Below are 18,892 nucleotides of genomic sequence, written 5' to 3'. Positions count from 1 at the left end.
GACCATGGCAGGCGCAGAAAAACACTACATCATGCCGCGCGCAGAGTTCGACAAGCCGGTCAAACTCGCCATCGTGATGTCGCCTTACTACAAGGACATCGCCGACAATATGCTGGCGGGCGCTGTGGCGGAGATTGAAGCGGTGGGCGGCACCTATGAGGTGGTCGAAGTGCCCGGCGCGCTGGAGATCCCAACGGCGATTGGCATTGCCGAGCGCATGAGCAATTTTGATGGCTATGTGGCGCTGGGCTGTGTGATCCGGGGCGAGACCACGCATTATGAAACTGTCTGTAACGACAGCAGCCGCGCGATTCAGCTTCTGGGGCTGCAGGGGCTGTGCATCGGCAATGGCATCCTGACGGTGGAAAACCGCAAGCAGGCCGAAGTGCGCGCCGATCCGGAAGATCAGAACAAAGGCGGCGGTGCGGCCGCTGCGGCCTTGCATCTTGTTGCGTTGGGCCGTAAGTGGGGCGCTCAGCGCAAAGGAGTCGGGTTTCTGCCGGACTCCGAAGAACTCAAATTCGCTGGTCAACTCAAGGACAATCCAACGGCATGACCCTTTCAGGTAACCAGAAACGTAAGATGAAATCTGCCTCCCGGCTTTATGCGGTGCAGGCGTTGTTTCAAATGGAAAGCTCTCATCAGACGGTTGATCAGGTGCGGGTTGAGTTTCTGGACCACCGGTTTGGCGCCGAAGTGGATGATGGCACCGACATGATCGAAGGCGATGCGGAACTGTTTCGCAAAACCCTTGAGGATGCGGTGAACTATCAGGCGCCAATCGACCAGATGACCGACCGTGCACTGGTGGCAAAATGGCCGATTGACCGGATCGACCCCACCCTGCGTGCACTGTTTCGTGCGGCGGGTGCGGAGCTTTTGCAAAGTGACACGCCAGCCAAGGTAGCGATCGCAGAATATGTGGGCATTGCGGCGGCGTTTTTCCCGGACGGGAAAGAATCGCGTTTTGTGAACGCTGTGCTGGATCACATGGCACGTGAGGCCAAACCAGAGGCGTTCTAGACGCCTCGACCCTCTCTTTTTAATCGTTAATCGGCTGTTAACCTTCGCGCGCCAAGGTGATCTGGCGCGCGTGATGCAGCGTAGGTATTCCTACAATCGCGTTAGGCGAAATGTCGCGCGTGCCGGGCTTGCCGTTTTCGATCGGCTGTCGTTTAATGAGCGAAAGGAGGCACTGTCATGCCAAAGCTTATCTCTCTTTACATTCGTCAGGTTGCGATCGGGTTTGCCCTGTCCGCGGTGTTTGTCGGGATGCTGATGTATTTCAACGTCGCCAATCTTTGGCATCTGGTGAGCAGCAGCTCTGAGGGTATCCTGGCTGTCGTTGTGATGTGGGTGCTGAATGGCATCGTGTTTGCGGGCGTGCAGTTCGGCATTGCCATCATGCGCTTGAAAGACGACGATCACCTCGGTGGTGGCAAGCGCCAGATGATGCCGGTGATGCTGGCAGAGCCGGTGCCGGTCAAAGTGGATCGCCGCACACCTCAGCAGCGTCAGATCCGCCGCTGAGTCCCGATTTACAGACCTTCAATTCCAAAGCCCCGAGAGATGAACTCCGGGGCTTTTTTGTGTAAAGCGCCCTGTTGTCGGGCGCATTTCGAACACCGCAGGGCAGGGTTGGATGGGGGTAAAGTGGCGGGCCCGCAAACGCAGCCGTGGGGTTATCTCATTCCCGAGGACCTGTATATACAGGTGGGCGCCAGGTAACCAGGCCAGGACCAGGACAGAGCCAGCTCCCTCGGAATTGCTTAAGGCCACCGGAATGCAACCGTATCACGAGAAGGGCAGCACCCGCCGCTGACCTATCTATGCCTGCACTTGATCAATGACAAGGGGCAGCAGGTGCTGGCGCGCGCAAATCAGTGCTTGATATTTTGTTCCCTTTATGTTCACGCTGTGCCTATGGATGAGAATTTGCAACCCGGACAGCGCCTTGCGCGCGGTGTCAGCCGCCATTTGCGCAGTCACGGCTTTGTCTCTGTTGAGGAATTTGTGCCCACGCGTGGCCTGCGTGTGGACGTGATGGCGTTGGGCCCCAAGGGCGAGCTTTGGGTGATTGAATGTAAATCCAGCCGCGAGGATTTTCAGACCGACAAAAAATGGCAGGGCTATCTGGAGTGGGGGGATCGCTATTTCTGGGCGGTGGATACGGAGTTTCCAACCGATCTTTTGCCAGAAGGCACCGGGCTCATTTTTGCGGATGCCTATGATGCGGAGATCATCCGCATGGCGCCAGAGGAAAAACTTGCCCCGGCGCGCCGCAAAAAGATGATACAGAAATTTGCCATGGATGCGGCGCGGCGCCTGCAGCGCTTTCGCGATCCCAAATTGTCCCCTTTGCCAGAGGAAACGAATGAGGGCGCCTGATACGCCGCAAAAAACACTTCAGAGGAGGGGCAAGTGATGATGGTGAAGTTTTTTATTACCCGGATGGGGATTGGTGTTACCGCGCATTGCACACGGTGCAAGCCGTGTTTCACAATCCGGAAGGCGCGTTGATTGCGCGGGCGGAGCGGGGGGCGCAATGGGTTTTATGAGTTTGAGATCAAAGCTTTTGAACTCAAAGGCCCGGGAGAAATCCTCAACTGAAGCTTCTGACGTCGCTCAGGCTTCTCATTTTCTAAATATCCCGGGGTGGTCCCCGCTTGCGGGGGCAGGGGCAGAGCCCCTAACCAATTTTACTTCACCTGACGCGCAGTGGCCGCGGCGGCGCGGATCTCTTCGGCGATCTCTTCGGCCTCTTCCGGGTCAAAATCCATCGGTATTTCCATGCCACCCGCTTCGATAAAGATGCGCACAAAGCCCTGATCGGTGGGGCCAATTTGCATGTTGGCTTCGATGTCGCGTTCGGTGTTGATTCCCATGGGGATCTCCTTGGGCTCTCTCTTGGGGGTTCCATGTTGTGCCGATTGCGGTAGCCTGAACTTGCGCCAAAGGCAAGCTGTGCAGAGCATCTGGCCGGGGCAGCGCAGGGTGAAGCACAGTGTGGTGGTGTGGAGATGGGTATGTTGGACGATGGAATCACCTTTCGGAAATTTGCGGCGACGGATCTGGACTGGCTGGTGGAAAGCCACGCTACACTCTATGCGCGTGAGGCGGGGTTTGATGACAGCTTTGGGTCGCTGGTGGCCGAGATTGCGCGCAGTTTTCTTGTCTATCACGAGGTTGCGGCAGAATCAGGCTGGATCGCAGAGCACGAGGGGAATCGGCTTGGGAGCATTTTCTGTGTGCGGGCTGATCGTGTGGGATTCGCCAAGTTGCGCCTGTTTCTGGTGCTGCCAGAGGCGCGCGGCTTTGGCCTTGGGCAGCGTTTGCTGGATCGGTGCATGGGGTTTGCACGGGGCGTTGGCTATGACGGGATGATCCTTTGGACCCACAAAAGCCACGAGGCCGCCTGTGCCTTATATGCCAAAAACGGCTGGCGCTGTGTCGATGAGCGAGATGTCCACAGCTTTGGTTGTGATCTTGTCGAACAAACCTGGGAAATCGTGTTTTAGGTGCTTGCATCCCCTGAAAGGTATCTGTAAACCGCCCCTCACAGTGCCGCCTTAGCTCAGTTGGTTAGAGCGCTGGATTGTGGATCCAGAGGTCCCCCGTTCAAACCGGGGAGGCGGTACCATAAAAAGCTCTTAGCCAGATCGGCTGAGAGCTTTTTTGGTTTTTGGCGCTTGTTCTGTGAATTGTGGAGCGGGGGCGCGCTTTGGACTTAGTTTTGCCCAAAGGCACCGGGTGTGAGGGCGATCTCCTGACGCAGCGCGCCGGTGATCCGGTCATGCACCAGAATGCGGTTGTCACTGGTGACAATGGCCACCCAGCCATCGCCCATGGTGACCGCCTGCGCCTGAACACCGGCATCAAGAGACAGATTTTCCGGCAGGATCGGGCCATCGTCACGGAAGCGCATGACAATCAGTGCAACCACCGTTACAAGCCCCACCATCATCACCACAGTCAGGCCCGTGACCAGCAGGCGCAAAAAGCGTAGGTTGGTTGGCTCAATTGGTTCCGGAGACTCTTCCATGGCGGAAACCCTTGTAGAATTTGTGATCGCGGAAGACCCGCCCAAGCGTCTTGATAAGGCGCTTTCGCGTGATGTGCCAGTGGAAGCCAGCCTGAGCCGCACGCGGCTGGCCAAGCTGATTGCCGAGGGCGGTGTGGCGCTTAATGGCGTGGCAGTGTCCGACCCCAAGCACAAGGTGGCAGAGGGCGATGCCGTCGTCATCACTGTGCCTGTGGCTGAGGACAGCCACATTGGCCCCGAAGACATTCCGCTGGAGGTGATCTGGGAAGATGACGATCTGATCGTGATCAACAAACCTGCGGGCATGGTGGTGCATCCGGCGCCGGGCACGCCCAATGGCACCTTGGTGAATGCGCTGCTGCATCACTGTGGCGACACGCTTTCCGGTGTGGGCGGCATGAAGCGGCCCGGTATTGTGCACCGCATCGACAAGGAAACCAGCGGGCTGTTGGTGGTGGCCAAAACAGATGCCGCGCATCAGGGACTGGCCGCTCAGTTTGAGGCCCATACGGTGGAGCGCTATTACCGCGCGGTCTGTTACGGGGTGCCAGATGCCAATGATCCGCGTCTGCGCGGCGTACGCGGTGTGAATTTTGAATCTGGCAACATCATGAAAATCACCACCCATCTGGCGCGGCACAAAACCGATCGTCAGCGGCAGGCGGTGCTGTTTGAAGGCGGGCGACATGCGGTCACACGGGTGCGGATTGTAGAGCCTTTTGGCAATCCGGCTGTGGCCTGTCTGGTCGAGTGCTGGCTGGAAACCGGCCGTACCCACCAGATTCGCGTGCATATGGCGCATGCAGGCCATGGGCTGATTGGTGATCCAGTCTATGGCGGGCGGCGCAAGCTGGCGGAAAAGGCGATTGGGGTGACAGGCGCGGCAGCGGCGCGCAGCTTTGACCGTCAGGCGCTGCATGCGGCTGTTTTGGGCTTTGAGCATCCCGTTACAGGTGAAAACTTACGCTTTGAGGCACCTTTGCCTGCGGATATGGCGCAGCTGATCGCTGATCTGGGCGGCGTTTGAACCTCGCCTTATGCGCAGCCATGCGCCTGTAACAAAGCGCAAATGCGTGTGAAACACTGGTCTAAAGCTGGTGAACCTGCGTAGGAATTCTTACTCTGAAAGTCAGAAATTGACATCTGCCTATTGAAACACGCTTTCGGCGACCTAGATCAATGTTAAGCAGATAAACATACGATTGGGAGGCAAGACTTATGGCAAATTATGCAAACCTGCCCGCACCGACACCAGAGGGCGGGCTGAACCGTTACCTACAGGAAATTCGCAAGTTCCCGCTCCTTGAGCCGGAAGAAGAATACATGCTGGCCAAACGCTGGGTTGAGGAACAGGACGCGACAGCCGCCCATAAAATGGTGACCTCACACCTGCGTCTGGCAGCAAAGATCGCGATGGGCTATCGCGGCTATGGTCTGCCGCAGGCCGAAGTGATTTCTGAGGCCAATGTGGGCCTGATGCAGGCGGTCAAAAAGTTTGACCCGGAAAAAGGCTTCCGTCTGGCGACCTATGCCATGTGGTGGATCCGCGCGAGCATTCAGGAATATGTGTTGCGCAGCTGGTCCATGGTGAAACTTGGCACCACCAGTGCGCAGAAGAAGCTGTTCTTCAACCTGCGCAAGGCCAAGGCCCGTATCGGGGCGCTGGAAGAGGGCGATATGCTGCCCGAAAACGTGGAGCGCATTGCGACCGACCTTGGCGTGACCGAGGAAGAAGTGATCTCGATGAACCGTCGTTTGTCGGGTGGGGACGCTTCGCTGAACGCGCAGGTTGGCTCCGAAGGTGAAGGCACCATGGAGTGGCAGGATTGGCTGGAGGATGAAACCGCCAATCAGGCCGCAGATTATGAAGCCAAAGACGAGCTTGAGGCGCGCCGTGAGCTACTGGTTGAGGCCATGGATGTACTCAATGACCGCGAGAAAGACATTCTCACCCAGCGCCGTCTGGCCGAAAAGGCGGTGACGCTGGAGGATCTGAGTGGTCAGTATGACGTGAGCCGCGAGCGCATCCGTCAGATTGAAGTGCGCGCCTTTGAAAAGCTGCAAAAGCGCATGCGCGAGCTGGCCTCCAGCCGGGGCATGCTGGCGGCTCACTAAATAAAACGTCGCTAGGAACAAAAGCGCCGGTCCTTATGGGACCGGCGTTTTTTTGTGCGGCACCTCAGGGTCACCTGCCTGTGACCGCACCCCCTGTGTGAGATGGTTGTTTCTGCGCCGTGGCAGCACTAGGCTCGCCCCATCTAGGGAGGGAGCGCTAACATGACTGAGAAAACCATCCGTTGGGGCATTTTGGGCGCTGCGAATTTTGCGCTGAAACATATGGGTCCTGCGATTCATGCGGCCAAAGGCGCAGAGCTTGTGGCTGTGGCGAGCAGCAGTGCGGAAAAGGTCGCCGCGTTTTCGGAGTTTGCACCGGGGCTGCGCCATCACGTAAGCTATGAGGCGCTGCTTAACGATCCAGAGATTGATGCGGTCTACATCCCGCTGCCCAATCATCTGCATGTTCCGTGGTCGATAAAGGCGATTGCGGCGGGCAAGGCGGTGCTGTGTGAAAAGCCCGTCGGCATGGATGTGGCTGAGATCGATACATTGATTGCGGCGCGCGATAAGGCCGGCGTTCTGGCGGCAGAAGCCTTTATGATTGTGCACCACCCACAGTGGCAGCGTGCCAAAGCCTTGCTGGAAGAAGGGGCAATCGGGACGCTGCGCCATGTGAATGCGGTGTTTTCCTATTTCAACGATGATCCCGGCAACATTCGCAATCAAGCAGATATCGGCGGCGGCGGGCTGCGTGACATTGGTTGTTATGTGCTGGGGGGCGCACGCTACGCCACAGGGCAGGAGCCGGTCTCGCTCGATCACACGCGGCTGGAAATGCACAACGGTGTGGATGTGTTCGCCGACATGAGCTTCACGTTTCCCGGATTCACCTATCAGGGCTACACTGCGACTCGCATTGGTCCGCGTCAGGAGGTGCATTTTCATGGTGACGCCGGGGTGATCACCCTGACGTGCCCGTTCAATGCAGGCGTGTTTGATCAGGCGGAACTTGTGCTGTCGCTGCCAGATCACAGCCGCCGGGTAGAGCGGTTTCCGGCAGTGAATCAATATGTTCTGCAGGTGGAAGCCTTTGGGCATGCGATGCGCACAGGGGATCCCTACGGGTGGCCACTCGAGCAAGCGCGCGGCACGCAGGCCATGGTTGACCAGGTGCTCGCCACAGCGTGATGTTTGGACTGTAAGAGTTGACCAGAGAAAAGAAAAAGCCCTCGGTGGAGCGCTTCCACTGAGGGCTTTTACATTCTGTCGCGGCAGCCTGTTTATTCGGCTGCGTCGTTGCTTTCCTCTGCGGGGGCAGGGGCTTTTTCAGCGACCTCTGCTGGCGCCTCTTCCGCAGCCGGTGCTTTTTTGCGGGGGGCGCGTTTGCGCGGGGCTTTCTTTGGTGCAGGCTTAGGCGCTTCGGGCTGTGCCTCAGGTGTTTCCACCAGCGTGCTTTCTTCAGCCACATCCACGATCAGATCGGGCTGTTCGGCCTCAGATGGGTCAACCGTTGCAAGCGCATCCTCCGATTGCGGCTGCGCTTTGCCTTCCGCCCCGTTGGCTTCGCGCTCCTGACGTTCCATGCGCTCGCGGCGTTCGCGATCCCGCTCGGCCTGCCGCTCGCGGTTCTGGCGTTCCTGCTCTTCGCGGCGCGCCTCTTGCTCGCGCTGCGCTTCGTTCAGCATGCGCTGGTAATGCTCGGCGTGCTGCTGGAAGTTTTCCGTTGCAACGCGGTCATTGGCAAGCTGGCTGTCGCGCGCAAGCTGGTTGTACTTGTCGATCACCTGTTGAGGGGTGCCGCGCACTTTGCCTTCTGGGCCGGAACTGTCAAACACACGGTTGACGATATTGCCCGAGGGACGGTTGCGGTTCGATTTATTCCGCGAACGTGACTTCGAAGATCTCATTTTATCAGCAATCCAGCCTTGGTCCATGGCAGTCGCTCATCCCGTTTCACGCCTCGTGCGCTCTGTCTTCCGGGGGCGACAATTTTTGGCTTGGTGTCCATTCGGGACGGCCCTGAAAATAGGGCATCCAGCAAAAGGACCTGTTCTTGATATGGCGCATTTTGCAATCGCACAAGAGGTTTTCTTTAGAGAATGCCTTCAATTGCAAAAATATCTGTTTATTGGGGGCATTTCTGACCAATGACGACACGATCTCGGCCGTCCAAATCCGGCAGTACAGCAACTTTCTGTAGATCAGCCGCTTCAAACAGCGCCGCGACCTCTGGTCCTTGCTGCCAGCCGATTTCGACCATCAGCCACCCGTCTGGCGCAAGATGTTCAGGCGCGCCTGCGGTGATCGCGCGGTAGGCAGTGAGGCCGTCTGCTTCGTCTGTTAGTGCGATGCGCGGCTCATAGGACAGCTCTGGCGCAAGCGCGTCCATTTCAACCAAAGCGATATAAGGGGGGTTGGACACGATGAGGTCAAAGGTGCTGTCGATCGCGGCAAACCAGTTGCTTTCTGTCAGCGTGAGCCGGTCAGCCACGCCGATGACCTCAGCATTTTGGCGGGCAATCGCCAGCGCGTCGGCTGAAATGTCTGTCGCCGTGCCGCGCGCCTCTGGCCGCTCAGCGAGGAGCGAAATGGCGATCGCCCCGGTGCCCGTGCCCAAATCGAGCAGTGATTTGAAGGGCCGTTTGAGCGCCTCCAGCACCAGCGCTTCGGTTTCTGGGCGCGGATCCAGCGTGGCGGATGTGACCGCAAAGCTGTGATTGAAAAAGGCGCGCTGGCCCAGAATATGGGAAAGAGGCTCTCGCGACAGGCGGCGGGCCACAAGGCCAAGAAGGGCGGTCTGCTGCGCCGCTGTCGCTTCGCTGCGGGCCTCCAGCGTGAGGCGGTCTGCGGGAAGGCCGACAGCTTTGGCAACCAGAAAGCGCGCATCACGGGCTGCGCTGTCTATGTCACCTGCCGTCAACGAAGTTTGCGCCTGTTTGAGTAGGTCCGCGATGGTCAGGCTCACCCTTCCATCTCCGCCAGGGCTGTGGCCTGCGCATCTGCCCGCAGCGCGTCGATGGTCTCATCCAGATCGCCGGCCATCACCTGCTCCAGCTTGTAAAGCGTGAGGTTGATGCGGTGATCGGTCATCCGGCCTTGCGGGAAGTTGTAGGTGCGAATGCGCTCTGAGCGATCGCCAGAGCCCACTTGCCCCGCTCGATCGGCGGCGCGTTCATCTGCGATGCGTTGGCGTTCCAGATCAAACAGGCGGGTTTTGAGCACCTGCATGGCGATCTCTCGGTTGCGGTGCTGGGATTTCTCCGAGCTGGTCACGATAATGCCGGTGGGCAGGTGGGTGATGCGCACCGCGGAGTCGGTGGTGTTCACGTGCTGACCGCCAGACCCCGACGCGCGCATGGTGTCGATGCGGATGTCATTTGCATCGATCTGGATGTCCACGTCTTCGGCCTCTGGCAGCACGGCCACGGTCGCCGCAGAGGTGTGGATGCGCCCGCCGCTTTCGGTGGTCGGCACACGCTGCACCCGGTGTACGCCGGACTCAAACTTCATCCGCGCAAAGACGTTTTCGCCTTTGATATGCGCCACAACCTCTTTGATGCCGCCCAGTTCGGTGGCGTTTTCCTCTAGGATTTCGAGTTTCCAGCCACGCGTTTCGGCGTAGCGCTGATACATGCGCAGTAAATCGCCCGCAAAAAGCGCGGCCTCATCCCCACCGGTGCCGGGACGGATTTCAAGAATCGCGGGGCGCGCATCTGCCGCATCCTTGGGCAAAAGCGCGAGCTGCAGCGCGTGCTCTGCCTCTGGCACAGCGGCGCGCAACTCTGGCAGCTCTTCTTCGGCCAGCGCTTTCATATCCGGGTCGCTGAGCATCTCCTCAGCTTCTTCGATGTCGGCCAGCAGGCGCTGATAGGCGGTGATCTGTTCGACCACCGGCTTCAGCTCGGCATATTCCTTGGCCAGTGCGGCAATATCGCCGCCGCCCTCGGCCATCTGCGCTTCAAGAAACTCAAAACGCTGGGTGATCTGATGTAATCGCTCTATCGGAACCATGACGCTAAGTGGGACAATCTCGGGGTTTGGTCAAGAGCCGCCTTTTGGTGTAGGCTGGCCACTATGAAACCTGTGTTTGCTTTGATGATGGTTTGTTTGACCCCGCTGCCTGTGATGGCGGATGGGATGATCAACGGCGTGCCGGTGGATTGCTACTGTACGGACAAGCAGGGCCAGCGCATTGAAATCGGCGAAACCATTTGTTTGCAGGTGGATGGGCGCATGTTCATGGCGCAATGTCAGATGTCGCTGAATGTACCAATGTGGCGAGAGGTGTCGCCCGGTTGCCTCAGCTCACGCCTAGCGCCCCTCCAGAGCCCGGATCCAAGCCTCGACTCGCTTGGCGTTGACGCCGAAGTCTTTTTTGCCAAATCGTGAACGGGCATTGATTTTCAACGTGTCGCCGCTCTGTTGAACGGTGGTGTAGTCTGGATAGGACAGAAGTTGGGAGCGGGTGACATAGGTGATCATCTGATCTTCCAGCGATCCGGCCAGTACAGTGGTACGTGGCGTACGCCGCGCGATCTCATGCAGTCGGTTGAGACCATCCGGCCCGGTTTGCACAATGCGGCGCGCGCTGTTCTCCCCATCACTGTTTTGATCAAAAGGAGCCGCAATATGCCATTTGGCTGGATCACTTGGGGCCACGCGCACATAGACGGCCAGAAGGGCGAGCACCGCTAGGATCACCAAGAAAAACATCATACCGCGCGTCCCCATCAAAGGCATTTTCCTATTGTCGGCAGTGGCTTCGCCTGCATTTATCAGACTACGCGCGCACCGACATCATGGATCACGATTGAACGAGGCCACGCTGGCGTCAAGCCTTCCGCCGCGTCCATCCCCAGAGACAGATCAACTCCAGCGCCACATGCGCGCCTGCCACGGCGGTGGCGCCGGTGGTGTCAAACGGGGGAGAGACCTCCACCACATCACCGCCCACCATATTGATGCCAGCAATGTCGCGCAGGATGATGCTGGCCTGTCCACTGGACAGCCCGCCCCAGACCGGTGTGCCGGTGCCGGGGGCGAATGCCGGGTCTAGCCCGTCAATGTCAAAGGTGAGATAGGTGGGGTGGTCCCCCAGAATGCTTTTGATCTTTTCAGCAACGGCCACAGGGCCATTCACATGCACTTCGCGCGCATCAATGATGTTAAAGCCAAGCGTGTCGGGGTTTTCTGTGCGGATACCAACCTGAACCGAGCGCGATGGATCCACCAATCCATCTTTCACAGCCTTATAAAGCATGGTGCCATGGTCGATGCGGTTGGGTTCGTCATCGGCCCAAGTGTCTGTATGCGCGTCAAATTGCAAAAGGCTCATGGGGCCGAATTTCTCGGCATAGGCTTTCAGGATGGGGTAGGTGATGTAGTGATCCCCGCCCAGAGCGATGCTGGCTGTGTCTGTTTCCAGAATGCCGCGAATGTGGGCGGTCAGCGCATCGGGGAACTCCATCACCCGCGCATAGTCAAAGGCCAGATCGCCGTAGTCCACAATGCTCAGCTCGGTCATCGGGTCATAGCCCCAGCCATAAGGCGGATCAAAAGCCTGAATGGCGCTTGCCTCACGGATCGCGCGCGGGCCAAGGCGGGTGCCCGGGCGGTTCGTGACAGCCATGTCAAAAGGCACGCCGGTGACGGCAATATCCACTCCGCTTAGCTCTTTGGAATACCGTCGGCGTAGAAACGAGGTGGCCCCGCCAAAAGTGTTTTCAAAGCTCAAACCGTGCGGTGCTTTGCGCGTGAAGGCGTTATCAACCTGTGTTTTGGCATCTTCGAGCGCCATGGAGAGTCCTCGCTGTCAAAATTTGATCAAATTTTGTCCGGGGCGCCAAAAAGGTCAAGCCCTCCTGCGCAGAGGAGGGCTTGTTTGGAAAATCCTGTACCTACCTGCTTACGTGTTCAGCGGGGCAGGGCGGTCTCAATGAGCTTGGCAAAAAACGATGCGCCAATCGGGCTGATCTCATCGTTGAAATCAAAAGCGGGGTGGTGCAGCCCGGCGCCGTCGCCCGCACCAAGGAAGAGGTAGGCCCCGGGGCGCGCTTCCAGCATGTAGGAGAAATCTTCCGCGCCCATTTCCATCCACTGATTGGCGTCCACATTGGCCTCCCCAGCGATCTCGCGGGCCACATCGGCGGCAAAATGGGTCTGTTTGGGGTGGTTCACCGTTGCAGGGTAGTCCACATCCAGCTCCAGCGTGGCCTCCAGCCCGTAAGCGGCGGCTGTGCCTTTGGAAATCTCTTCAAGGCGGCGGTGGATCATGGCTTGCACGTCTTTGTCAAAGGTGCGGATGGTGCCGTTGATGAACCCGCCATCCGGGATCACATTGTTGGCGCTGCCCGCGTGGATCTGGGTGACAGAGACCACCGCCTGCTGGCGGGTGTCATGATTGCGGCTCACGATGGTCTGAATCGCATTGACCATGGCGACAGCCGCCACCACTGGGTCAACCGTGTCCTGCGGATAGGCCCCATGGCCGCCTTTGCCCTGAATGTGGATGGTGAATGTATCCACCGCCGCCATAATCGGCCCAGGCGTGGTATGGAAACTGCCCAGAGGCTGGCCCGGCACATTGTGCAGCGCATAGACCTCTTTGACATCAAAGCGCTCCATCATACCTTCCTGCACCATGATATTGCCACCGCCGCCTTCTTCTTCGGCGGGTTGGAAAATCAGCGCCACACGGCCAGAGAAATTGCGGGTTTCGGCCAGATATTTCGCCGCACCCAGCAGCATGGTTGTGTGTCCGTCATGGCCACAGGCATGCATTTTGCCTGCGATCGTGCTGGCATAGTCCGCGCCGGTGATTTCATCCATCGGCAGCGCGTCCATATCGGCGCGCAGGCCAATGGTTTCGCCATCGCCCTGTCCGTTGATGATCGCGACCACCCCGGTTTTGGCAATGCCTTCGTGGATTTCATCGACACCAAATTCTTTCAGGCGCTCCACCACAAAGGCCGCGGTTTCCACACAGTCAAATTCCAACTCCGGGTGGGCGTGCAGGTGCCGCCGCCATGTTTTCATCTCTTCCGCGTAATCAGCGATACGATTTACGATTGGCATGTCTGGACTCCCCTGACGCAATTGGCTCAGATGCCTCCAAACCAAAGACTGGAGCATAGCGCAATGGCCGAAGACCCCCTTATTCTGGACCCCAATGGCGGGATGCCGCGCCTCCTTGAGATTATGCGGCGTCTGCGGGACCCTGAAAACGGCTGTCCCTGGGACATTGAGCAGGATTTTGCGACCATCGCGCCTTACACGATTGAAGAGGCCTATGAGGTGGCCGATGCGATTGAGCGCGAGGCCTGGGATGAGCTGAAAGGCGAGTTGGGCGATCTGCTGTTTCAGTCGGTGTTTCATGCGCAAATGGCGAGTGAGAAAGGGCTGTTCACCTTCGATCAGGTGGCCGACACCATGTCTGACAAGATGGTCGCGCGCCATCCGCATGTGTTTGGGGATGAAAACCGCGAGAAATCCGCCGAGCAGCAGACCCGCGATTGGGAGACGGTGAAAGCCGCCGAACGGGCCAGCAAGGCACAGCAAGGCACACTCGATGGCGTAGCGCTGGGCTTGCCCGCGCTTTTGCGGGCGGTGAAGCTGCAGAAACGGGCGGCGCGGGTCGGGTTTGATTGGCCAGATATCACGCATGTGGTGGACAAGATCGTCGAGGAGGCCGGCGAACTGGCAGAGGCGCGGGCCTCTCTGCCACAGGAAGAGATCGAAGAAGAATTTGGCGATCTGCTGTTTGTGATGGCCAATCTGGCGCGCCATCTGAACATAGAACCAGAAGCGGCGCTGCGCGCGGCGAATGCCAAATTTGTGCGGCGTTTTGATGCTGTTGAGGCCAAACTTGCCGAGCGGAATAAACGGCCCGAAGACAGTGATCTGGCTGAGATGGATGCGCTGTGGGATGTGGTGAAAGCAGAAGAAAAAGCGGCAAAAACGAAGGGATAACAGGGAGGCGACACAAGCTTTTCTATGGGCGGGGAATCGGTGTTTGTGCATGTGGTACGGAGCCGTTCACCTAAAATTCAAACCTGAATAAATTGTTCAGGTATTGACCCGCCCTCAAAAGTTAAATTTAACGCAGTGCATCGAAACCATGACACCGTGAGGGATGACATGACCAAAGCGCTTTCCACCTCTATTTTTGCTCTCGCTGCCGCTGCTGTCGCAGCCCCGGTCCTTGCCGAAGAAGTGAATGTATATTCCTATCGTCAGCCGGAGCTTATCAAACCGCTGACCGATGCCTTCACCGAAGAAACCGGGATCAAGGTCAATGTTGCCTATCTGAACAAAGGCATGGTCGAGCGCCTGCAGGCCGAAGGCGATCGCTCTCCTGCTGATCTGGTTTTGACCGTGGATATTTCCCGCCTGAACGCCGTGGTCGAGGCGGGTGTGACCCAGCCAGTGGTCAGCGATGTCATCAGTGCCAACATTCCAGAGGCTTACCGCGATCCAGCAGGCCACTGGTTTGGCCTGACTACCCGTGCGCGCATTGTTTATGCCTCCAAAGATCGCGTGGCAGAGGGCGAAGTCACCACCTACGAAGATCTGGCTGATCCGAAATGGGAAGGCCGCATCTGTACCCGTTCTGGAACCCATGCCTATAACGTCGCGCTGACCTCCGCTGTGATCGAACATCACGGCGAGGCGGAGGCCAAAACCTGGCTGGAAGGCGTGAAAAACAACCTCGCACGCAAGCCACAGGGCAACGACCGCGCTCAGGTGAAAGCGATCTGGGCCGGGGAATGTGACATTGCTGTGGGCAACACCTACTACATGGGCAAGATGCTCAAAGACAAAGAGCAGCAAGCCTGGGCCGACAGTGTGAACATCGTGTTCCCGACCTTTGAGGATGGCGGCACACACGTGAATATTTCTGGCATCGCGCTCACCAAAGCGGCGCCCAACAAAGAAAATGCCATCAAGATGATGGAGTTCCTGACCGGTTCCAAAGCGCAGGAAGTCTATGCCTCCGCCAACTTTGAGTACCCAATTGCACCGGGCATGGAAGCCGACCCGCTGGTTCAGAGCTGGGGCGAATTCACGCCAGATGACGTGAACCTGATGACCCTTGCAGGCCACCGTGGTGAAGCGTTGAAGCTTGTCGAAGAAGTTGACTTTGACGGCTAAGGGTCAAGCGATACAGGCATAAGGAAAGCGGCCTTTTGGGGCCGCTTTTTCTTGTTTTGGGACAGCCTGTGTTATCCCAGTCGCGCCTTCAGGACGCGCAGCATGTTTTCCCCCATAACTTTGCGGATTTGCCGCTCTGTGAGCCCGGCCTCTATCAGCGCATGGGTCAGCGCGGCCAGCTCTGATGTGTCAAAAGCGGTTGCGACGGAGCCGTCATAGTCTGACCCCAGCGACACATGGTCTTCCCCCAGAAGATCAACGGCGGCTTTTACGGTTTTGGCCACCCCGGCAGGGGTGTCATCGCAGGTCACATCGGCCCAATAGCCAATGCCAACCACACCACCGCCGTCGCTTGCACCGTTGGCCACAATCGCCTGCATCAACGCATCTGGATAGTTTCGTTTCACCGGACAATTGCCATAAATGCCAGTGTGGCTGACGATCAGAGGAATGTCGGTCAACGCGATGACCTCTTCCGCCACTTTGGGACTTGAGTGCGCCAAGTCCAAAACCAGATTGCGTTCCGTGATGGCGCTGACCACCTCGCGGCCAAAATCGGTCAGCCCTTTGTTGCCAAGCCCATGCAAAGAGCCGCCAAGCGCGTTGTCAAAAAAGTGCTGCAGGCCGATCACGCGGTAGCCTTCATCCTGCAGTCTTTGCAGATTGGCGAGGTCGCCCTCAAGCGGGTGCGCCCCTTCGATGCCGAGCATTCCGCCAACCACGGTTTGACCCGCCGCGCGGTCTACCAGAAGGGCGTCAATGTCGGCACTGCTGCGCAGGATGCGCAACTGCCCACCGGACTCTGCTTCGGCCTTATGCAGCCGCTCGGCCTGATATACCGCGCGCTCAAAGATCGAATCCCATGTGCGCGCTGGCCACAGTTGCCCAACAGCCAGCAAGGTGATGTTGTCACGCGCATCAGCGGAATTGGCTTCATAATTCTGCCCTGCTGGCGATTTGGTGACGGCGGTGAACACCTGAAGTGCCACATTACCTTCGATCAGGCGGGGCAGGTCCACGTGGCCACGCTCTGCCCGGTCCAGCACATCGCGCTTCCACAGCAATGTGTCCGCATGCCAATCGCCAATGATCAGTCCATCATGCAGGTTGCGCGCCGCCTCGCTGACCGGAAAGCCGCCGTCGCTGGTGATGGCGTTGCGCGACTTCTCTACATGACCTGGGGCAAAAATCAAAAATGCAGCGACCGCAGAGACCAACAGCAGCAAAAGCCGGCCCAGCCATTTTCCGAAAGTGCGCATATGACCTCCCTCGCGTCTTACGTTCCTGTGCAGCCTAGAAGCGGCGCCCGCATTCACAAAGGGTGACGTAGGGAGAAGTCGGGTTTATCCGTCCATCCGAACACAGTTGATCGCGCCGCCATCGGGGCTGATCACCATACGTGTTTCTGAGGGGAAGGTCACCGGTGCTGCACCGTCCGCGCCCTGCAGCAGGCTGTTGCGCAAGCGCGTGGCGTGCTCTGATTGGCGCGCGTCTGCACCGTCCACGGTAAAGGCGTTCAGGGTTGCGCGGACTGGCGTGTCTGCCAGCTGGCCGTTTTCAAAGCGATAGTCGGATTGATAACGTGCCTGAGCAAACACCTCTTGGTCCAGCCCCAAAAACGTTAGGTTGACCAAGGCGTTCAAACGTCCATCGGTATCGAATGTGACATTGGAAATGGCCGAATTGTCAACGGACTCTCGTGCGCAGGTCCATGTACCGATCAAGGATTGGGCCATGCTGCCTGTCGCGGTGGCACAAATCAGAGCGCAGGTGCAGAAAAGGACTTTCATAGTTTGGCATACTCCCGTGATACTATGCGAAGGCACTTGAAGCCGTGTGTGGCTACAGCCAAGGGTAGTACAGCTTGTGTTGCGCTTCAACGCAGCATTGGTGTGCTGGCGGCCGCTCAAAGCAGCGGTGCCAGACTGTGTGTCAGGGGAAAGAAGCGGTATGGCCGAATTGCTGATCATTTATCATTCCCGAACGGGGGGCAGTCGCCAGATGGCAGAGGCGGCATTTGCCGCGGCTCAGGCCGAAGGTGTGGCGCGTTTGGTGTCTGCGGAGGTCGCGGATGTTGATGGTTTGCGACAGGCCGCAGGCTACCTGTTCTGCGCCCCCGAAAACCTCGCAACATTGTCTGGCGCGATGAAGGAGTTTTTTGACCGCTGCTATTACCCCGTGTTGGGACAACTGGAAGGGCGCCCTTATGCGCAGATGATTTGTGCGGGATCTGATGGGGAAGGGGCAGCGCGGCAACTTGCGCGCATCGCCACAGGCTGGCGCCTAAAAGAAGTGCAGCCCCCGCTGATCATCTGCACCCATGCGCAAACGCCAGAGGCGATACTCGCGCCGAAGGTGCTCACGGCAGAGCAGCTGGAGCCGTGTGCTGAGCTGGGCGCGGCCTTGGCGGCAGGGTTGGCGATGGGGATGTTCTGAGATGGGCGCGGCCGTCCCGGCTACATTCCGTAGGATTCCCGCATCAAGGTGCCAATATAGTCTGCGGCGCTGATCGGTTCATAGCGCGCTGGGCGTTCTGGTGACTGGCAGTTTTCCAGCACACCCAATTCCCAAAGTGGGTTGGTGCTCGCAAAGAACGGCAGCGAGTACCGTTCCAGCCCGGTCCGGTTGACCACCCGGTGGAAAGTGGAGCGATAAAGATCGTTGGTCCAGCGTTGCAGAAGATCACCCACATTGACCACAAAGGCCTCCGGCATGGGCGGCACGGCGATCCAGTCATCAGCTGCGTTTTGAACCTCTAGTGCCGGAACTTCGCCGGTGGCAACCACCGTGAAAGCATCATAATCCGAATGCGCGCCAATCCCCATGATTTTATCCGGGTCATGCTGGGGCGTTTGCGGCGGATAATGCGCCAGCCGCAGCTCAGCGATGGGTTTGGTGATATGCGGGTCGAAAAAGGTTTCCGGCAGCTCCAGAGACAGGGCAAAACCGCGAAACAACACTGCGCTCAGTGTGACCATCTCGCGATGATAGGCCATCACAGGGTCGCGAAAATTCTCCAGATCGGGCCATTGATTTGGGCCGCAACCATAGGTGCCTGCCAGCGTGTCCGGATCGTCCGGGCCAAGATCCAGTGCCAGATCAAAATGTTCATGCAGGTCCCCGTCGTTGTCCGGGTCCGTGTTTTCTTCCAGCAAGCCGCCATAGCCACGAAGCAGGGGCGAGTTCTGCAAAGACACTTTGCGTTTTTCTGCCTCGGGCTGGGCAAAAAAACGTTTCGCGGCTGCAAAAGCCTCTGCCTGCGCGGACATGTCCACCTGATGATCGGTCACTTGAAAGAAGCCAACCTGCATACAGGCAGCGCGGATGGCCTCCGCAACCTCCTGTTTGGACGCCACATTATCTCCAAACAGTGCCGCGATGCTGATCACCGGGATCTCGGTAAAAGGCGCAGCGCTGTCTGGCCCTGCCAGCAGTCGGGAGGCGTTGCGGGATTTGATATCAAGTTGCTCTGCCATCGTGATTATACCGTGCCCTCTGCTGTGCCCTTTCAGGTTGTGGGCACCTTACTGTCTGTCTTTGCGAGCGCAATAGGACAACGGCCCGCGCGCTGGTGTTGCTGCGCTTGGGCGTTGCGCGGGCCTGGCGGCGCGATTTGGTGAAACATCGCCTTTGGTGTAAGGT

The 18,892-nt window shown here is 58.2% G+C and carries 23 protein-coding genes and 1 tRNA gene; 13 read left to right on the top strand and 11 right to left on the bottom strand.

Features of this window, described 5'->3' with window-relative positions; genetic code table 11:
• Positions 1 to 4: 4 nt before the first annotated feature.
• From J7413_RS03320 to J7413_RS03305, 4 genes are all read left to right on the top strand, one after another.
• Positions 5 to 556: a 6,7-dimethyl-8-ribityllumazine synthase gene (locus tag J7413_RS03320; protein ID WP_209096375.1), complete on the top strand. Its 552-nt coding sequence runs from the start codon at positions 5 to 7 to the stop codon at positions 554 to 556.
• Positions 553 to 1,023 (top strand): transcription antitermination factor NusB, encoded by a 471-nt coding sequence (gene nusB, locus J7413_RS03315; protein ID WP_209096373.1) that lies wholly within the window; start codon positions 553 to 555, stop codon positions 1,021 to 1,023. Before J7413_RS03320 ends, nusB begins: the two co-directional genes overlap by 4 nt.
• Positions 1,024 to 1,200: 177 nt before the next feature.
• Complete coding sequence (locus J7413_RS03310; RefSeq protein ID WP_209096371.1) at positions 1,201 to 1,530, top strand: hypothetical protein; 330 nt, start codon at positions 1,201 to 1,203, stop codon at positions 1,528 to 1,530.
• Positions 1,531 to 1,923: 393 nt separating this feature from the next.
• Positions 1,924 to 2,388: an MmcB family DNA repair protein gene (locus J7413_RS03305; RefSeq protein ID WP_209096369.1), complete on the top strand. Its 465-nt coding sequence runs from the start codon at positions 1,924 to 1,926 to the stop codon at positions 2,386 to 2,388.
• Between the two features lie 311 nt (positions 2,389 to 2,699).
• Here the strand turns inward: J7413_RS03305 and J7413_RS03300 are convergent, their stop codons facing one another.
• On the bottom strand, positions 2,700 to 2,885 hold the full coding sequence (locus tag J7413_RS03300; protein ID WP_209096366.1) for a DUF6324 family protein: 186 nt from the start codon (positions 2,883 to 2,885) through the stop codon (positions 2,700 to 2,702).
• Positions 2,886 to 3,026: 141 nt separating this feature from the next.
• On the opposite strand from J7413_RS03300, the gene J7413_RS03295 reads away from it, so the two are divergent.
• Together J7413_RS03295 and J7413_RS03290 are read left to right on the top strand one after the other, a co-directional pair.
• A complete protein-coding gene (locus J7413_RS03295) occupies positions 3,027 to 3,518 on the top strand; it encodes a GNAT family N-acetyltransferase (RefSeq protein ID WP_209096364.1) in 492 nt (163 codons plus the stop codon).
• Between the two features lie 45 nt (positions 3,519 to 3,563).
• Positions 3,564 to 3,640, top strand: a tRNA-His gene (locus tag J7413_RS03290).
• 87 nt (positions 3,641 to 3,727) lie between these two features.
• On the opposite strand, the gene J7413_RS03285 is transcribed toward J7413_RS03290, so the two are convergent.
• Entirely contained in the window at positions 3,728 to 4,042 is a 315-nt protein-coding gene (locus J7413_RS03285; protein WP_209096362.1) for a DUF6476 family protein, read from the bottom strand.
• Between J7413_RS03285 and J7413_RS03280 the strand changes: the two genes are divergently transcribed.
• The 3 genes from J7413_RS03280 to J7413_RS03270 all read left to right on the top strand — a co-directional run bounded on the left by J7413_RS03280 (position 4,041) and on the right by J7413_RS03270 (position 7,288).
• Positions 4,041 to 5,069 (top strand): RluA family pseudouridine synthase, encoded by a 1,029-nt coding sequence (locus J7413_RS03280; RefSeq protein WP_209096360.1) that lies wholly within the window; start codon positions 4,041 to 4,043, stop codon positions 5,067 to 5,069. The genes J7413_RS03285 and J7413_RS03280 overlap by 2 nt on opposite strands.
• A gap of 191 nt (positions 5,070 to 5,260) precedes the next feature.
• Positions 5,261 to 6,157, top strand: a complete 897-nt coding sequence (gene rpoH, locus J7413_RS03275; RefSeq protein ID WP_209096358.1) for an RNA polymerase sigma factor RpoH — start codon at positions 5,261 to 5,263, stop codon at positions 6,155 to 6,157.
• 162 nt (positions 6,158 to 6,319) lie between these two features.
• Positions 6,320 to 7,288, top strand: coding sequence for a Gfo/Idh/MocA family oxidoreductase (locus J7413_RS03270; RefSeq protein ID WP_209096356.1), 969 nt, complete (start codon positions 6,320 to 6,322; stop codon positions 7,286 to 7,288).
• Between the two features lie 92 nt (positions 7,289 to 7,380).
• Here the strand turns inward: J7413_RS03270 and J7413_RS03265 are convergent, their stop codons facing one another.
• The 3 genes from J7413_RS03265 to prfA form a co-directional block, all read right to left on the bottom strand.
• On the bottom strand, positions 7,381 to 8,007 hold the full coding sequence (locus tag J7413_RS03265) for a DUF4167 domain-containing protein (protein ID WP_209096354.1): 627 nt from the start codon (positions 8,005 to 8,007) through the stop codon (positions 7,381 to 7,383).
• 218 nt (positions 8,008 to 8,225) lie between these two features.
• Complete coding sequence (gene prmC / locus J7413_RS03260) at positions 8,226 to 9,059, bottom strand: peptide chain release factor N(5)-glutamine methyltransferase (RefSeq protein ID WP_209096742.1); 834 nt, start codon at positions 9,057 to 9,059, stop codon at positions 8,226 to 8,228.
• A gap of 2 nt (positions 9,060 to 9,061) precedes the next feature.
• Positions 9,062 to 10,111 carry a peptide chain release factor 1 gene (gene prfA, locus J7413_RS03255; protein ID WP_209096352.1) on the bottom strand — a complete coding sequence of 350 codons (1,050 nt, stop codon included), beginning with the start codon at positions 10,109 to 10,111 and terminating at the stop codon, positions 9,062 to 9,064.
• 84 nt (positions 10,112 to 10,195) lie between these two features.
• Between prfA and J7413_RS20455 the strand changes: the two genes are divergently transcribed.
• Entirely contained in the window at positions 10,196 to 10,489 is a 294-nt protein-coding gene (locus tag J7413_RS20455; protein WP_247743328.1) for a hypothetical protein, read from the top strand.
• Here J7413_RS20455 and J7413_RS03250 read toward each other — a convergent pair.
• The 3 genes from J7413_RS03250 to J7413_RS03240 form a co-directional block, all read right to left on the bottom strand.
• Entirely contained in the window at positions 10,412 to 10,816 is a 405-nt protein-coding gene (locus tag J7413_RS03250; protein ID WP_247743297.1) for a DUF1499 domain-containing protein, read from the bottom strand. The two genes, J7413_RS20455 and J7413_RS03250, sit on opposite strands and share 78 nt — an antisense overlap.
• Before the next feature lie 115 nt (positions 10,817 to 10,931).
• Positions 10,932 to 11,897, bottom strand: coding sequence for an agmatinase (speB, locus tag J7413_RS03245; protein WP_209096348.1), 966 nt, complete (start codon positions 11,895 to 11,897; stop codon positions 10,932 to 10,934).
• A 116-nt stretch (positions 11,898 to 12,013) separates the two neighbouring features.
• The gene (locus tag J7413_RS03240; protein ID WP_209096346.1) at positions 12,014 to 13,174 is read right to left on the bottom strand and encodes a M20 aminoacylase family protein; all 1,161 of its coding nucleotides are present in this window, start codon (positions 13,172 to 13,174) and stop codon (positions 12,014 to 12,016) included.
• 63 nt (positions 13,175 to 13,237) lie between these two features.
• On the opposite strand from J7413_RS03240, the gene mazG reads away from it, so the two are divergent.
• Together mazG and J7413_RS03230 are read left to right on the top strand one after the other, a co-directional pair.
• Entirely contained in the window at positions 13,238 to 14,068 is an 831-nt protein-coding gene (gene mazG / locus J7413_RS03235; protein ID WP_209096344.1) for a nucleoside triphosphate pyrophosphohydrolase, read from the top strand.
• Between the two features lie 168 nt (positions 14,069 to 14,236).
• Positions 14,237 to 15,250 carry a Fe(3+) ABC transporter substrate-binding protein gene (locus J7413_RS03230; RefSeq protein ID WP_209096342.1) on the top strand — a complete coding sequence of 338 codons (1,014 nt, stop codon included), beginning with the start codon at positions 14,237 to 14,239 and terminating at the stop codon, positions 15,248 to 15,250.
• A 71-nt stretch (positions 15,251 to 15,321) separates the two neighbouring features.
• On the opposite strand, the gene J7413_RS03225 is transcribed toward J7413_RS03230, so the two are convergent.
• Positions 15,322 to 16,509: a membrane dipeptidase gene (locus J7413_RS03225; RefSeq protein ID WP_209096334.1), complete on the bottom strand. Its 1,188-nt coding sequence runs from the start codon at positions 16,507 to 16,509 to the stop codon at positions 15,322 to 15,324.
• A gap of 84 nt (positions 16,510 to 16,593) precedes the next feature.
• The gene (locus J7413_RS03220) at positions 16,594 to 17,040 is read right to left on the bottom strand and encodes a hypothetical protein (protein ID WP_209096332.1); all 447 of its coding nucleotides are present in this window, start codon (positions 17,038 to 17,040) and stop codon (positions 16,594 to 16,596) included.
• 160 nt (positions 17,041 to 17,200) lie between these two features.
• On the opposite strand from J7413_RS03220, the gene J7413_RS03215 reads away from it, so the two are divergent.
• Entirely contained in the window at positions 17,201 to 17,686 is a 486-nt protein-coding gene (locus J7413_RS03215; protein WP_209096330.1) for an NAD(P)H-dependent oxidoreductase, read from the top strand.
• Positions 17,687 to 17,706: 20 nt separating this feature from the next.
• Here J7413_RS03215 and J7413_RS03210 read toward each other — a convergent pair whose 3' ends face one another.
• A complete protein-coding gene (locus tag J7413_RS03210) occupies positions 17,707 to 18,726 on the bottom strand; it encodes an isopenicillin N synthase family oxygenase (RefSeq protein ID WP_209096328.1) in 1,020 nt (339 codons plus the stop codon).
• Between the last annotated feature and the right edge of the window lie 166 nt (positions 18,727 to 18,892).

It is taken from the genome of Shimia sp. R10_1 (genome assembly GCF_017744095.1).
Lineage (GTDB): Bacteria > Pseudomonadota > Alphaproteobacteria > Rhodobacterales > Rhodobacteraceae > Shimia.
The sequence above is the reverse complement of the archived record's forward strand: the minus strand, read 5'-3'. Positions and strand labels throughout refer to the sequence as shown.

Bases quoted from the DNA above. Each gene is read 5' to 3' on its own strand.
- J7413_RS03320 (WP_209096375.1), top strand. From the start codon at position 5: ATGGCAGGCGCAGAAAAACACTACATCATGCCGCGCGCAGAGTTCGAC.
- nusB (WP_209096373.1), top strand. From the start codon at position 553: ATGACCCTTTCAGGTAACCAGAAACGTAAGATGAAATCTGCCTCCCGG.
- J7413_RS03310 (WP_209096371.1), top strand. From the start codon at position 1,201: ATGCCAAAGCTTATCTCTCTTTACATTCGTCAGGTTGCGATCGGGTTT.
- J7413_RS03305 (WP_209096369.1), top strand. From the start codon at position 1,924: ATGGATGAGAATTTGCAACCCGGACAGCGCCTTGCGCGCGGTGTCAGC.
- J7413_RS03300 (WP_209096366.1), bottom strand. From the start codon at position 2,885: ATGGGAATCAACACCGAACGCGACATCGAAGCCAACATGCAAATTGGC.
- J7413_RS03295 (WP_209096364.1), top strand. From the start codon at position 3,027: ATGTTGGACGATGGAATCACCTTTCGGAAATTTGCGGCGACGGATCTG.
- J7413_RS03280 (WP_209096360.1), top strand. From the start codon at position 4,041: ATGGCGGAAACCCTTGTAGAATTTGTGATCGCGGAAGACCCGCCCAAG.
- J7413_RS03285 (WP_209096362.1), bottom strand. From the start codon at position 4,042: ATGGAAGAGTCTCCGGAACCAATTGAGCCAACCAACCTACGCTTTTTG.
- rpoH (WP_209096358.1), top strand. From the start codon at position 5,261: ATGGCAAATTATGCAAACCTGCCCGCACCGACACCAGAGGGCGGGCTG.
- J7413_RS03270 (WP_209096356.1), top strand. From the start codon at position 6,320: ATGACTGAGAAAACCATCCGTTGGGGCATTTTGGGCGCTGCGAATTTT.
- J7413_RS03265 (WP_209096354.1), bottom strand. From the start codon at position 8,007: ATGAGATCTTCGAAGTCACGTTCGCGGAATAAATCGAACCGCAACCGT.
- prfA (WP_209096352.1), bottom strand. From the start codon at position 10,111: ATGGTTCCGATAGAGCGATTACATCAGATCACCCAGCGTTTTGAGTTT.
- J7413_RS20455 (WP_247743328.1), top strand. From the start codon at position 10,196: ATGATGGTTTGTTTGACCCCGCTGCCTGTGATGGCGGATGGGATGATC.
- J7413_RS03250 (WP_247743297.1), bottom strand. From the start codon at position 10,816: ATGATGTTTTTCTTGGTGATCCTAGCGGTGCTCGCCCTTCTGGCCGTC.
- speB (WP_209096348.1), bottom strand. From the start codon at position 11,897: ATGGCGCTCGAAGATGCCAAAACACAGGTTGATAACGCCTTCACGCGC.
- J7413_RS03240 (WP_209096346.1), bottom strand. From the start codon at position 13,174: ATGCCAATCGTAAATCGTATCGCTGATTACGCGGAAGAGATGAAAACA.
- mazG (WP_209096344.1), top strand. From the start codon at position 13,238: ATGGCCGAAGACCCCCTTATTCTGGACCCCAATGGCGGGATGCCGCGC.
- J7413_RS03230 (WP_209096342.1), top strand. From the start codon at position 14,237: ATGACCAAAGCGCTTTCCACCTCTATTTTTGCTCTCGCTGCCGCTGCT.
- J7413_RS03225 (WP_209096334.1), bottom strand. From the start codon at position 16,509: ATGCGCACTTTCGGAAAATGGCTGGGCCGGCTTTTGCTGCTGTTGGTC.
- J7413_RS03220 (WP_209096332.1), bottom strand. From the start codon at position 17,040: ATGAAAGTCCTTTTCTGCACCTGCGCTCTGATTTGTGCCACCGCGACA.
- J7413_RS03215 (WP_209096330.1), top strand. From the start codon at position 17,201: ATGGCCGAATTGCTGATCATTTATCATTCCCGAACGGGGGGCAGTCGC.
- J7413_RS03210 (WP_209096328.1), bottom strand. From the start codon at position 18,726: ATGGCAGAGCAACTTGATATCAAATCCCGCAACGCCTCCCGACTGCTG.